A 14652-nucleotide genomic window follows, 5' to 3' on the forward strand; every position below is an offset into this window, starting at 1 on the left:
TAAGTTTTGATATAATAATTATTAGAATTTGAACAAATGAGGTGAAAAGATTTGAAAAAACACTGGAAAAGAACTTTTCGGATAAGTAAGGGGGCACTTTAGAATGTATACAAAAATTGCTCTTAATAATGTGAAGAAAAGTTTTAAGGATTATACAATATATTTTCTTACTTTAAGTTTTGCGGTATGCATATTCTATGCTTTTAATTCCATTGGAAATCAAAGAGCTATGGAGGATATATCAGAAAATACAGCAGCTTATATAGAAATTATAAAAAGGGTTATATCGGGAGTTTCTGTATTTGTATCATTTATTTTAGGGATACTCATAATATATGCAAATAACTTTTTAATAAAAAGAAGAAAAAGAGAGCTTGGAATGTACATGATTCTAGGTATGGGGAAAATAAAAATATCTCAAATTCTAGTAACAGAAACTTTTTCTATAGGGCTTATTTCTTTAATTATTGGATTAGGTTTTGGGGTAATATTATCTCAAGGTTTATCAATTTTTACAGCAAGGTTATTTAACTTAAGTTTATCTAAGTATATGTTTTCTATATCTATAGATGCCATAGTAAAAACAATAATATATTTTGGTATCATTTTTATTTTGGTGATGATATTAAATGTATTTGTAATAAGTAAATATAAACTTATAGATTTATTAATGGCAAGGAGAAAAAATGAAAAAATTACAATGCGAAATCCTATAGTTTCATTTATTGTATTTGTTAGTGGAATTTTCTTTTTAGTGAAGGCTTATTATTTAATATTAAACCAAGGTACTGATATTAAAGCTTTTAGTGAAATAACTACACCACTTTTTTTAGGGGTTATTGGGACCTTTTTGTTTTTCTTTGGAACCTCTGGTTGTTTATTATATGTTATAAGGAAAAATAAAAATATTTATTTAAAAGGTCTTAATATATTTGTTGTTAAACAAATTAGCAGCAAAATTAATACTAATTTTATTTCAATATCAATAATATCACTTATGCTATTTGTAACTATAGTTTCTTTATCATCAGGTCTTGGGTTAAAAAATGTGTTAGATAAAAATTTAGAAGCTACAACTCCATTTGATGCCACTCTTCGATTAGTATCACAGGATAATGGAGAAAATATAAGTGAGGCTTTGCAAAAAAATAATATTTCTATGTCTAAGGATTTTAAAACAGTTACTTATAATACATATGATAGTAAGTTAGATATAAGTGAAATATCAGGAAATAGCTTAATGGATTCTTCAGCAACTGTAATGACCATTAGTGATTATAATAACATAATGAAGCTAGAAGGGAAGCCTACAGTGGATTTAAAAAGTAATGAAGCCTTAATAACATCAAATTTTAATTTATTAGAACCTTCTTTAAATAAGTTTATAGAATCAGGAAAAGAATTGACTATAAATAATAAGAATTACATGGTAAAGAATAAAGAAGTTTTAAATAGAGCCTATGAATCAGTAGGAATGACTGTAAATATATGTACTATAATAGTACCAGATGATGGAGTGAGTGGGTTAACTAGAGAATTTTCTTATATGGACATAGATTATGGAAAGGATAAAAAAGCAGGAGAAAAATTTATTAATAAATTAAATAAAAAATACGGAGTAGATTATGAAAATTCAGAGCATGAGAGATTTCTTCTAATAAATACAAAAACACATATTTATGAAGTAAATAACGGAGTAACATCTATAATTTTATTTATTACTATTTATTTAGGGGTAATATTCCTTTTAACAAGTGCAGTGGTTTTAGCCCTTCAACAATTATCAGAGGCTAGTGACAGTGTAGAAAGATATAAGTCTTTAAAGAGAATATCAGTAACACAGGAGGAAATTAATAAAACAATATTTTTTCAAACTTTAATTTATTTTGTAGCACCATTGTCCTTAGCTATAATAGATTCTATTGTAGGATTAATATTTACTAATAAATTTGTTGGGATATTTGGAAAGCAAAGTATAATGAGAGCAGCATTAATGACCTTTATGTTGTTAATTATAATATATTTAGGATATTTTATAGCAACATATGTAAGTTATAAAAATACAATAAATTCAAGAAAATAGGAAGATAGAGGATATATCGAATTACCGATAGATCCTCTCTGCTTTTATATAGCTATCTCGACAGATGAAAAAAATATATTTATAAGAGTAATATAAATTAGGTGTTGATTTGATACAGATCTTTATTATATTTTTTTATATATTTTTAGAAATTTTTCTTATTTATTAATATTATTTATACTGTAAATGTTTACTTTTTTTACTTTATTACCTAAAATACAAACCTAGATAATGGATTAACTAGAAAATTATTAAGGTTTATTCATTCTTAAAAATTGAAATGAAAAACTCATCTCAACACACATTTAAAACTTAGTATTACTGGATTTTATTTAGATTTAGTATGACTAAGTTTGCGTTATTTCTCTATATTACATTTAGAAATAGAGTTAATTTCAACTTCCTATTTTGTTAAATATAACCTTGTTATTTCTATTAAATTAATCACTTGCTTTATGGATGATATGCTTATATAATAATATATGAAAGCGTTTACTTTATTTAAATTTTTATTTAAAATAAAAAACAAAAGATGAAAGGAAAAGATTAATATGTCAACACAACGAAATCAAATTGGACATTCATTAAGTAGTAATATTATTTTTGTTATTGGTGCCCTTGGTGGGTTACTATTCGGTTTTGATACTGGTATTATTTCTGGTGCATCACCACTTATTGAAAAATCATTACATTTAACAGTTTCACAAATTAGTTTTGTAACTTCCGCAGTTCTTATTGGTTCTTGTATTGGAGCTTTAAGTGTTGGGGGATTATCTGATAAATATGGGCGTAAGGTACTCTTATTTGCTTCGTCAATACTATTTATTATTGGATCATTAATGTCAGCTTTTGCACCTGATTTTATAATCATGGTAACAGCTAGAATTATTTTAGGTTTAGCAGTTGGTTCTGCATCTGCTCTAACACCAACTTATCTAGCAGAGCTTTCACCAAAGGAAAGACGTGGATCATTAGAATCACTTTTCCAACTTATGATTACTGCTGGGATTTTACTTGCATATGTAGCAAATATCGGTTTACTTAATCATAATATTGCAGGTTGGGCAGATTGGAGATGGATGCTTGCAACAGCAATACTTCCTGCTTTAGCATTATTTATTGGTAGTATAGTTCTTCCTGAATCACCTCGTTTTCTTATGCGTAAAGGTAGAAAGGATGAGTCACACCAAGTACTAATACAATTAAGACCAACATATACTGCTGAACAAATAAATAGCGAACTTCACGATATAGAAAATGCTGATACTGAAGTTAATAAAGGTGGAGTACGAGAATTATTTAGTATAGCTCGACCAGCTCTTATAGCTGCTATTGGAATTATGTTCTTTCAACAATTGGTTGGAATTAACTCTGTTATTTACTATCTTCCTCAAGTTTTTATTGAAGGATTCCATTTTTCTGCAAGCTCAGCAATTTGGATTTCTGTAGGTATAGGTGTAGTTAACTTCTTATCAACAATAGTTGCTACTATGATTATGGACAAATTCCCTCGTAAGAAGTTACTAATATGGGGTGCTTTTGTAATGGGAGCTTCACTTGCTATACTAACTGTTATCAACTATACAATAAACATTGAATCAGCTGCGATATATACTGTTATTCTTATTGCGATCTATATTTTTGGATTTGCTGTTTCATGGGGACCTATCGCTTGGGTACTAATTGGTGAAATATTCCCATTAAGTGTTCGTGGAGTAGGATCTTCTTTTGGATCTGCTGCAAACTGGATAGCGAATTTTATTGTAACACAATTTTTCCTAATTATTCTTGCACTTTTCCACAATAATGTTGGTGGACCTTTTGGAATTTTTGCAATATTCTCTTTCCTTGCTATTCCATTTGTTATGCGTTATGTTCCAGAAACTCATGGCAAATCACTTGAGGAAATTGAGGATGAGTTATTAAAGCGTAAAAAATAATTATTTAAAATTGATGTAAAGGTATACAGTTTCTTGTAGTGTTGGACAAAGTTAAATTTAACCTGCAGGGAAAAGTATTTTTACTAAAAAGAAAGAAATTTATAAATTGGAACCTATATGGTAGACACTTATAAAAAGAGTCTACATATAGGTTCTTTTTTGTGGAAGAAATATAGATTTAATAAATTATAGGACCAGTTAAATGAATATAAAGTTATTTTATATTTTAATAAGCAAATCTTAATTTGTTCAGTTACTTATATTTTACAGTAGATATGTGAAAATCCTATGTAATGGGACATATACCTTACAAAATTGAAAGAAAAGTGAAAGATAATTAAATATGATAATTTCTTTGAGATGGTTATAATAAATTTAGAGATTGGGAAAACAAAAGGAGGAATAAAAAGTGGAAACTATTTTAAAAGTTAATAAAGTTGAAAAATATTATGGAAATAAGAGCAATATTACAAAGGCCTTAAATAATATAAGCTTTGAAGTTGAAAAGGGTGAATTTGTTGGCATAATGGGACCATCAGGAAGTGGTAAAACAACACTTTTAAACTGTATTTCAACTATAGATAAAATAACAGCAGGGAATATAGTTATAAATGGTACAGAAATAACTAATTTAAAGGGAAGAAAGCTTGAAAAATTTAGAAGAGATGAACTTGGATTTATATTTCAAGACTTCAACCTATTAGATACCTTAACTACCTATGAAAATATTGCTTTAGCATTAACTATTCAAGGTAGAAAGCCAAGCGAAGTAGATAGTCTTATAAAAGAAGTAACTAAAAAGCTTGATATAGATAAATTGCTTAATAAGTATCCTTATGAAATGTCTGGAGGACAAAAACAAAGGGTTGCTTCAGCTAGAGCTATTGTTACAAATCCTAGTTTAATATTAGCGGATGAACCAACAGGGGCTCTTGATTCTAAATCAGCTAGAATGCTTCTTGATTCCTTTGAAAATTTAAATAAGGAAATGCAAGCTACTATTCTTATGGTAACTCATGATGCTTTTACAGCAAGTTATGCACATAGAATTTTCTTTATTAAGGATGGAGAAATTTTTAAAGAGCTTGTTAGAGGAAATGATAGTAGAAAAGAATTTTTCAATAAGATAATGGAAGTTGTAACTTTACTTGGAGGTGAGGGTGCAGATGTACTTTAAAATTGCCTTAAATAATGTAAAGAAGAGCTTTAAGGACTATGGAATATACTTTCTTACATTAACTTTTGCAGTATGTATATTTTATGCTTTCAATTCCATAGGAAGTCAAGCAATTATGAAGAAAATGGATGCAAATACGGCAGCCTATATGGCTCTTGTTAAAAATGCTATGTCTATGGTTTCAATTTTTGTATCATTCATTTTAGGTGGATTAATAATATATGCTAACAACTTCTTAATAAGAAGAAGGAAAAAAGAGCTTGGTATATATACTATGCTTGGAATGGCAAAGAAAAAGATTTCTCAAATTTTAGTTATGGAAACACTTTTAATAGGGATAATATCTTTATTAGTAGGATTAGGACTTGGAATAATTTTATCACAAGGTTTATCAATATTAACAGCAAAGTTATTTGAATTAAGTTCAGCTACATATGGTTTTTCTATATCAATGTCAGCAATAATTAAAACAATAATTTATTTTGGGATAATATTCTTTTTGGTGATGATATTCAATATATTTGTAATTAATAAATATAAATTAATAGACTTATTAACAGCAAGTAGAAAGAATGAAAATATTAAAATTAGAAATCCATTTGTTTCTTTTATAATTTTTATAATAGGTGTAATTCTATTATGTGGTGGATACTATTTAATTCTTAAAAAAGGAATGAACATGAGTAGTATGGGAGAACTTGCAGTGCCTATTATCTTAGGAACAGTGGGAACATTCTTCTTCTTCTATGGTATAGCTGGATTTATATTATATATTGTTAAGAAAAATAATAGAGTGTACTTAAAGGGACTTAACATATTTGTTACTAAACAAATTAGCAGTAAAATAAATACTAACTTTGTGTCAATGTCTTTAATATCATTAATGTTGTTTGTAACAATAGTTGCTCTTTCATCAGGTCTTGGATTAAAAAGTTCTATGGAAAGTAGCATGAAAGCAACTACACCATTTAATGCTACGGCTCAGATTTTTTATACTGGTGATTCAAAACCAATAACAATAGAACAAGCATTAAAGAGTGAGAATATAACAATACCTAAGGATTATGAAAAAGCATTTTATGATACTTATGACAGTGGAATTAAAATGTCTACTTTAATGGGTGATAATAAATTTTCATATACTGTAGATGCTATACCAGTTAGCCAGTATAATGAAATTATGGAACTAGAAGGAAAGCCAACAGTTAATCTTGGAAATAGTGAAGTGTTAATAACTTCAGATAGTAATCAAAGTGAAAAAGGATTAAATAACTTTATAAAATCAGGAAAAGCATTAAATATAAATGGCAAAGAATATAAAGTTCAAAATAAAGAAGTATTAAATAGAACTTATCAAACAGTAGGTATGACTATAAATATGTGTACATTAGTTGTGCCAGATAGTGCTGTAAAAGGTTTAGAAATGACAGGTGGATACTTAGATTTAAATTATAATAATGTAAGTGTTGGAGATAAGTTTGTAGATGATCTAGGTCTTAAGTATGGTTTTAAAAATACAAAGGAACGTGATAATGGCTTTGTTTTATTAACAGTGACAAGAACATCTCTATATGCACAAAATAAAGGAATGAATGCACTAATATTATTTGTAACAATATATTTAGGAGTTATATTCCTATTAACAAGTGCAGCAGTACTTGCTCTTCAACAATTATCAGAAGCTAGCGATAGTATAGGAAGATATAATTCTTTAAGAAGAATTGGTGTGTCTCAAGGAATGATAAATAAGGCAGTGTTTAAACAAACTTTAATTTACTTTGGAGCACCATTATTTTTAGCAATTGTAGATTCAATTGTGGGATTAACATTTACTAATAAATTTGTATCTATGGTTGGTAATCAAAATATATTAGTACCATCAATAATAACATTTGCTTTACTAATGGTAATATATATTGGATATTTCATAGCAACATTTATAAGTTATAAGAATGTAATAAAGGAAAAATAATTTAATAAAAATACCAAAAGGAACTGTTTAAAGAAACAGTTCCTTTTTAGCAAGATAAAAAATCAATCTTTTATTTATTAGATAAATGTGTGTGTAAAATTTTATAATAATTAATAAAAATTATTGTTAGAAATATTATACCATATTAATAAAAGGTTGAAAAATAATATTAAATATCCCTTTTAAAGTTACGTAATATTTAATTTGATTTACATGAATATTATTCAATAAAACTATTTTTTATTGATATATAGTAAAATTTAATAATAATTTATTAAAAAATTAAAAAAGAATAAATTTAACGGAAAAGGAATACAAATGCCATTATTATAAGAATTACACCACCAAAAATTTCTGCATATTTATTATTTATTTTACTTCCCATTATAGTTCCTAAGATTCCACCACTTAAAGAAATTAAAAATGTTACAATAGCAATAATTAATGCACTAGAATAAATTGAAATACCCTTCATCATTCCAAAACTAACACCAACTGCTAAGGCATCTATACTAGTAGCAAAACCAAGACCTATTAAGTCTTTGAAATTAATTGATTTTTCATCTTCATCTTCATCATCACCTTTAAAAGATTCATAAAGAACCTTAGCACCTAAGATGAAGAAGATTAAGAAAACTATAATAGGAGAGTATTTAGAAACTATTTTACTAAAAGCACCTCCTACAAAATATCCTATTAATGTCATTACACCTTGGAATATACCAAAGACAAGAGCCATGTTAATGGCATTTTTTAAATTAACTTTTTTAAATCCCATTCCTTTAGCAATACAAACAACAAATGCATCCATAGCTAGTCCTATTCCTATAAAGATAATTGATAAGAAATTCATATTGACCTCCTGAATTTAATAATACTTTTAATAATTAATTTTGAATTAAAGCTTACTTTATTACTGAAAAAAGCAATAAAAAAAGACTTACAGGTACTCAAAAAAGTACCTATAAGTCTCGTTATTTAATACTAAGCCAGACTCATTAAAGAGTCAATATGTTGACTTAATAACTTAAAATCAAGCTAACTACTCCCTTACGGTTATAATATCAATTTTAATTACAAGTCATTTTAACATTATTAAAAAAAAATATCAAGAAATTCAGTTAAGAAAATTAATTTTCTTAGAATTTAAGAAATTTCTTCAGCAGAAAATTCATCAATTTCATCAATTTCATCATTTTTATTATTTTCTGTATATCTATTATACTTTTTAAATAGGAATACTAACACTATAACCCCTGCTATTCCATAGAATAAGGCAGATACATAATAAGCTGTAGCATAGCCTTTAATAGTTGAAAAGAGGAAATATTTAGTGAATATTCCTCCAAAAATATATCCAAAGGCCTGTAGAGCACTAACTACGGCATTAAATTCTGCTCTTTCAGATTTTTTTACAAAGCTCATTGGAAGAGCTTGAGTTATAGGTTGAGAAGCATTAGCAAGTCCAGATCTAATAAATAGAGTAATACTAACACCTATAACCATAAAGCTGCCAAATAATTTCCCATTAGCAAGTATAAAAAAGATTGGTATAGCACAAAGAAATAGTCCGCCAATAGATGCTACAGAACCAAATTTCTTTTCAAACTTAGGTGAAAGCATCATGAATATTACTGAAGCAACATAAGTTAAAGCAAGTATTATAGAAACAGTGCCTCTTTCTATGTGAAGATATTGGTTTAAGTATATAGGGAAGTAAGGGCAGATTAATGCTGCACCAAAACCAATAGAAAAACTAAATATAAGCCATACTATTATATCTTTACTTTTAAAAATACCAAAGTTAAATTTATTTTTAGTTGAGTTATGATCATTTTGTTTTTCTTCAATATAATCTTTTTTTCTTTCTTTTAAGAAAAGTAAAATAATAAAGACTATTAAGGCAATAGCGCAAACAGCCCATAATATTACTTTAAATGCTTTAAAATATTCTAATTTTTCACTTAAGGTTAATAGGGTAGGGGCGCTACTAAGCTTATCTGCTTCTGCATAATTTACATGTAAAAATTTAGAGAAAAAGTATACTACTAAATTTCCATCAAATAATGTAGCTAGTGCTGTACCAATTAAATTTGCATATAAAGCTCTTGCAAAGATTTTAGTTCTATTTTCAAGGGTTGTATATGCTATAACATAGGAGCTAAGAAATATAACATTAAATTAGCACCAGTTAGAAATAATATAGTTAAAATACTGATAATACATGAATTATTTAAATACATTATTCCAATCATACTTCCTATGATGACAAAGGAGAAGGGTAGCAACATTTTTTTATAACCTAGTTTAGTGACAAAGACTAAAACAAAGGCAGAAATTAAAATAGATAACCCCCAAAAGGTAGAATAGGCAGAGGCAACAGAAGGATTTTTTAGCTGTAGGAAACTTACAAAAGCATCTAAGGATATTCCGTTAATTAATCCTACAAAGGTAAAAGCAGCAATAAAAACATTACAATTTCTATTTAGTCTTTTTTTTTCAATAGAATCTATTTCAGTAGTAGATGATAAATTTTTAGTAGTCATAAGTTCACCTCATATATTTTCAATAAAATGATATTTAATCAGAGAAATTTTAATATGTCCCTGATTTGTTGAATAGTTGTCTTTAATAAAAGTTATATCTGTAGATAAAGGAAACATTAAAAATTTCATTAAATTCAGATTAAATTATACTACTGATTTAAATTACATAAATTTCATCATAATACGAAAATAATAATTTAATATTATGATTATTTGAAAATAAATAGACAGAGGTAGATTTAGGTAATTTATTCTTATTTAATTTTGAAATATGAATAATAATTAAAAAAAAATAAAATGAATATATTTTAAATAAAAAGTTAACAAATAATTAATTTAAAATATAAAATTTAATCTTTTAAGCATAGTTTAGAGGTTATTATGAATACATTTATAACAAAAGGAGGGGTATTATGGATTTTAGAGAATTTATTCAAAGTGATAGAGAAAAGCGCAACAAGGAGAAATTCGAGGGGACATTTTTAGATTACTTAGAAATAGTAAAAAATAATCCTGATATTGCTAAATTAGCTCATAAAAGAATATATGATTTAATTATGGATGAAGGAGTTGAGGTTTTAAAACCAGAAGAAAATCCAAGAATTAAAAAAATTTATGGAAATGAAAAAATAAAGAAATACAATTTTTATAAAGATGACTTCTTTGGAATTGATAAAGTTATTATGAAGTTAATGAATTATTTTTATTCTGCATCTATGAAGGGGGAAGAAGCTAGACAGGTTTTATATCTTGTTGGACCAGTTGGAGCAGGTAAGTCTTCATTAGTTGAGGCTATAAAAAAGGTTTTAGAAACATCACCTCCAATTTATATTATTAAAGGTTGTCCAATGCATGAAGATCCATTGCATTTAATACCTAAACATTTAAGAAAAGAATTTGAAGAAATATTAGGAGTTCAAATAGAAGGAGATTTATGTCCGGTATGCAAGTATAAACTTTTACATGAATATGAAGGACAATATGAGAATGTACCAGTTTGTACAACAAATTTCTCAATACGTTCAAGAAAAGGTATAGGGGTAGTTCCACCTGTAGACCCTAATAACCAAGATACTTCTATAGTACATAAAAAGGAAGGTAAATTTAGTAGCAATTTATATTACAGCTTCTAGTTATCTCAACAGATAAATATATTTTTTTCATCTATTGAGATAGCTATATAGCTAAATAAAAGGTAAAGAGGATGTATCTGTAATTTGATACATCCTCTTTTAAAACCTATATAATTAGAATTTTTAAAGGCTACTTTATTATAGTTAATTCAATGTTTTTTGAATTAAGAATACTTTTAGCTTGTTCCATAGATTCTTCAAAAGTAGAATCTAAAATTTTGCTCTTACTTATATCTAAGACTATTTTATTTGTCTCTTGTGTTTCAACTAGAGTATCTTTTAGTTCATTAGATGTTGCAAAGAATAAGTATCCTGAAGTTATGTAGTGAATTTCTTTTCCTTGTACTTTTTTTGTTATGTTTATTTTAGACAAATTGTACATTAGGTGAAGTGCTGCTAATATTATTCCTAGAACAACTCCAATAGCTAAGTTTCCTGTGATTAAAACAGATATAACTGTTATTATCATTATAATAGTATCTGAAATAGGTATTGTTTTAATTTTTTTTACTGAATCCCAGTTAAAAGTTGTTATTGATATCATTATCATAACGGCAACTAAAGCTGCTATGGGAATTTGCACTACATAGTTACTGAATATTGAAACTAGGGCCATTAAACTTACTCCTGCAAATATAGTAGATAATCTTGTTTTAGCACCTGATTTACTGTTTATAGTTGACTGCCCAACTAAAGCACAACCTGTCATACCACTAAAAAAGCCAGAAACTATATTACCACATCCTTGAGCTATAGTTTCTCTATTTTTATTACTATTTTCATCACCTATAATTTCATCTAAGTTTTGAGCTGTTAGTAAGCTTTCTATAGTTCCTACAATAGCTAAGGAAAAGGCATAAGGTAAAACAATAAGTAGGTTATGAATAGTTATTGGAACTAGTGGCAGTGTAAATGGTGGAAGTCCAGCCTTTATAGGGCCAATAGTACCAAGGTTAGGAACTTTTATTTTAAATATCATAACTATGGCTGTTACTATTATAATTGCAATTAAGTTTGATGGTATTTTTTTTGTTAAGAGAGGAAATAAGTAAATAATAGCAAGACCTATTCCCACTAATATGTACATCATGTATCCTTGTCCTATGAAAAAGTGTATTTGGTCCTTGAAAAGCATTATTCCAAGGGCATTAACAAAACCAAACATTACAGCTCGTGGTATAAATTTTAATAATTTTCCTACTTTAAATATTCCAAAAAGTATTTGTAGACATCCTGTCATTATTGTTGCTAAACCAACGTAGTCAACACCATAATTTTTTGCTAACACAACTAATATAAGTCCAACTGAACCAGCAGCTGCTGAAATCATTGCTTTTCTAGCACCTAAAATAGCTACAACTATAGACATACAAAAGGTAGTATAGAATGCAACCATTGGGCTTAAACCAACCATTAAGGCAAAGCCAGCTGTTTCAGGAATCATGGAAAGACCAACAACGAAGGATGAAAGTAAATCAGTTCGTACGTTAGATAGCCAATCTCTTTTGAAAGTTTCTATCATAAGAATCTCCTTTCATCTTTTGTTTAATTATTTAATTTTTATAAAGTAAATAAACTACAGAATAAATTTTATATTAAAAAAAGTTAATAGTAAAGATTCATGTGAGTATGGTAGAGGAGGCATTAATTTATATCAATATTTTGGAGTAGACTACATTTTTAAATAATTTTTTACTTTATTTTGAACTTATAATCTATAGAATAACATTAATTTCTTAGAAAAAAGTTAGATGAACTTACTAAAGTCCATCTAACCTAATTAATAATTTAGTATTGTTCAGTGACTAGTCACTAATTTGATTAACTATTTTTATTATATTTCCACTAGTACTGTTTAAGTAATAATCTTTATTATCCTTTCTAATTTTTATTGAACTCTACATTATTAACTGGATTCTCAATATTGTTTATATCAAAAGGAATATAATCTATAATTTTCTCACAATTATTTCTCAAATTCAAAACATTAATTTGCTTATTATCCCCTATGAATAATAAACTATTTATGATAAATGTGTCTTTTGTTGTTATGTTTTCCATTACCTTATTACCTTTATTATCAAATATAGTTTTAGTACCATCCTTAGTTGCTAGAATATAATCTATATATTCCTTAGGAGGATAATAATTAGTAATTACATCATACTGAATAGGTATGATAAGTTCACCATCTGCATTTAATAACCCTTTTTTCTTACCACTTGAAACAACAAATTTATCTCCTTTTTCTGTTATATCATCATATTGAGCTTCAACTAAAATTTCACTATTTTTTCCGATTATTCCTTGTAATTTATTCTGGGTATTTTCAAAAATAAGCCCTGTTCCGTAACTGACTGATTTAATTCTTGCATTTTTAAAAGTATTAATTTTTTTACCAGTAGAATCAATAATAATTATATTTCCATTATCTTCATAAGCTATTTTATCATAAATCAATGGGCTATCAGATATAGGAAAGACTTTATCAATTATTATTTTTCCTTTACTATTTGCAATGTAAACATTATTTCCTCTTATTAATCGTAGTACATCAGCGGAATTTTTAGTCTGATATTTAAAGTTGGCATTAATTTCATCATATTCAAATGGGATTACAATATTGTTATTATCATCTATGACACCACATCTTCCATACATATTCTTTGCAGCAAAAAGATTATTATATAAAGGAACTATATTTTTATAAAGATCAGTTGGGATTATTAGCTTTCCATCTAATGTTTCAATTCCATTTCCATAATCTGAATATCTATATTTATATTTATCATTCAAAACAGTAAATTCTTTATTTTTAAATCCTGTAAGATTAACATTTTCTCTATTTAAAACTGCAAATTCCCCATCTTTTTCAACATACATAAATGTTTTATTAAAGTCTCCCATGATAATTTTATTGTATATTGGTTCAATAATTTCATTTCCTAAGTCATCGATAACACCATATTTACCATTTTCCCCTTTAAATACAGTTATATCACTTTTTTCTGTTTCACTTTTTTCTTGATTTACTGTAATATCTGCTAAATTAGTTTTTTTATTTACCATAATAAAACCTGTGCCTAAAATGGCTGTTGATAGTATAAGGCAACTTATAATTAATTTTTTTCTCTTCATATGTTTCCCCCTAAAATTAACTTTATAATAAATTCAATAATATAGTACAATTTTTTAGTAATTTATATATTAATTATAACTTATTTCTAAGTATTTTTAGCATGTTAATATAACCTTTGCTAGTTATTAATTTTTGATTTATTATGGTCTAAAAGTTTAATAAAAGTTTAAAACTTAATTATATGGTATAGAAGGGAATTTACAGTTGTCTAGTAATTATATAAATTTTTAATTATGTTTTGGTTGGAATTATGAAAATATAAATATAGGAAAGTGTAGATTGGAAAACAAGAATAGATTTATCAAAATATGAGATGAAAATTAAATCATTTCTAAAAATTTAGAAATATTAATGGTATAGGCTATTGACTATATTAAGGTTAGTGTAATTTTTAAGATTAGATGAATTTTGTTCTAATAAGAATATTAATCAAAAGACTTCAATAAATATACACCTAGCTTAAAAGTTTTTAGCTAGGTATATTTGTAAGTAGAATATACAATTATTAGTAGTTATTCTTTATTTTTAGCAATGAATTTAGTATTAAATACTATACTTAGATTATAATTGAAGGAAGTGAGAAAAGATATTGATTTATATGTCATTTAGATTTCAATTTTGTAAGATATTTAATATTGTTTTGAAATATAAAATATCTTAGT

Annotated in this window: 9 protein-coding genes and 1 pseudogene; 5 read left to right on the plus strand and 5 right to left on the minus strand. The window is 26.6% G+C overall.

From position 1 onward, the window contains the following. The first annotated feature begins 103 nt into the window (after positions 1-103). From ARA19_RS07640 to ARA19_RS07655, 4 genes are all read left to right on the plus strand, one after another. Positions 104-2083, plus strand: a complete 1980-nt coding sequence (locus ARA19_RS07640; RefSeq protein ID WP_055070389.1) for an FtsX-like permease family protein — start codon at positions 104-106, stop codon at positions 2081-2083. Between the two features lie 551 nt (positions 2084-2634). Further along, positions 2635-4023, plus strand: a complete 1389-nt coding sequence (locus ARA19_RS07645; RefSeq protein ID WP_055070390.1) for a sugar porter family MFS transporter — start codon at positions 2635-2637, stop codon at positions 4021-4023. 409 nt (positions 4024-4432) lie between these two features. After that, positions 4433-5200: an ABC transporter ATP-binding protein gene (locus ARA19_RS07650; protein ID WP_055070391.1), complete on the plus strand. Its 768-nt coding sequence runs from the start codon at positions 4433-4435 to the stop codon at positions 5198-5200. Beyond that, complete coding sequence (locus ARA19_RS07655) at positions 5190-7172, plus strand: ABC transporter permease (RefSeq protein WP_055070392.1); 1983 nt, start codon at positions 5190-5192, stop codon at positions 7170-7172. The genes ARA19_RS07650 and ARA19_RS07655 overlap by 11 nt, the downstream gene beginning before the upstream one ends. Before the next feature lie 298 nt (positions 7173-7470). Here the strand turns inward: ARA19_RS07655 and ARA19_RS07660 are convergent, their stop codons facing one another. The 3 genes from ARA19_RS07660 to ARA19_RS07670 all read right to left on the minus strand — a co-directional run bounded on the left by ARA19_RS07660 (position 7471) and on the right by ARA19_RS07670 (position 9718). Beyond that, on the minus strand, positions 7471-8025 hold the full coding sequence (locus ARA19_RS07660; RefSeq protein WP_055070393.1) for a manganese efflux pump MntP: 555 nt from the start codon (positions 8023-8025) through the stop codon (positions 7471-7473). 293 nt (positions 8026-8318) lie between these two features. Beyond that, positions 8319-9344 carry an MFS transporter gene (locus ARA19_RS17120; protein WP_084764368.1) on the minus strand — a complete coding sequence of 342 codons (1026 nt, stop codon included), beginning with the start codon at positions 9342-9344 and terminating at the stop codon, positions 8319-8321. Next, on the minus strand, positions 9320-9718 hold the full coding sequence (locus tag ARA19_RS07670; RefSeq protein WP_055070395.1) for a hypothetical protein: 399 nt from the start codon (positions 9716-9718) through the stop codon (positions 9320-9322). Before ARA19_RS07670 ends, ARA19_RS17120 begins: the two co-directional genes overlap by 25 nt. Before the next feature lie 413 nt (positions 9719-10131). Between ARA19_RS07670 and ARA19_RS07675 the strand changes: the two are divergent. Further along, positions 10132-10803 (plus strand): annotated as a pseudogene (locus tag ARA19_RS07675) (P-loop NTPase family protein); the annotation flags it as partial. A 178-nt stretch (positions 10804-10981) separates the two neighbouring features. On the opposite strand, the gene ARA19_RS07680 reads toward ARA19_RS07675, so the two are convergent. Next, positions 10982-12373 carry a SulP family inorganic anion transporter gene (locus ARA19_RS07680; protein ID WP_084764372.1) on the minus strand — a complete coding sequence of 464 codons (1392 nt, stop codon included), beginning with the start codon at positions 12371-12373 and terminating at the stop codon, positions 10982-10984. Positions 12374-12732: 359 nt separating this feature from the next. Then, positions 12733-13989, minus strand: a complete 1257-nt coding sequence (locus ARA19_RS07685; protein ID WP_055070396.1) for a WG repeat-containing protein — start codon at positions 13987-13989, stop codon at positions 12733-12735. Positions 13990-14652 lie beyond the last annotated feature (663 nt).

Source organism: Clostridium massiliamazoniense (genome assembly GCF_001403635.1).
Classification (GTDB): domain Bacteria; phylum Bacillota; class Clostridia; order Clostridiales; family Clostridiaceae; genus Sarcina; species Sarcina massiliamazoniense.

What these genes read in the sequence shown, in the direction of transcription:
- ARA19_RS07660 (WP_055070393.1), bottom strand. Translation starts at nt 8,025, where the DNA reads ATGAATTTCTTATCAATTATCTTTATAGGAATAGGACTAGCTATGGAT.
- ARA19_RS07655 (WP_055070392.1), top strand. Translation starts at nt 5,190, where the DNA reads ATGTACTTTAAAATTGCCTTAAATAATGTAAAGAAGAGCTTTAAGGAC.
- ARA19_RS07670 (WP_055070395.1), bottom strand. Translation starts at nt 9,718, where the DNA reads ATGACTACTAAAAATTTATCATCTACTACTGAAATAGATTCTATTGAA.
- ARA19_RS07680 (WP_084764372.1), bottom strand. Translation starts at nt 12,373, where the DNA reads ATGATAGAAACTTTCAAAAGAGATTGGCTATCTAACGTACGAACTGAT.
- ARA19_RS07640 (WP_055070389.1), top strand. Translation starts at nt 104, where the DNA reads ATGTATACAAAAATTGCTCTTAATAATGTGAAGAAAAGTTTTAAGGAT.
- ARA19_RS07645 (WP_055070390.1), top strand. Translation starts at nt 2,635, where the DNA reads ATGTCAACACAACGAAATCAAATTGGACATTCATTAAGTAGTAATATT.
- ARA19_RS07685 (WP_055070396.1), bottom strand. Translation starts at nt 13,989, where the DNA reads ATGAAGAGAAAAAAATTAATTATAAGTTGCCTTATACTATCAACAGCC.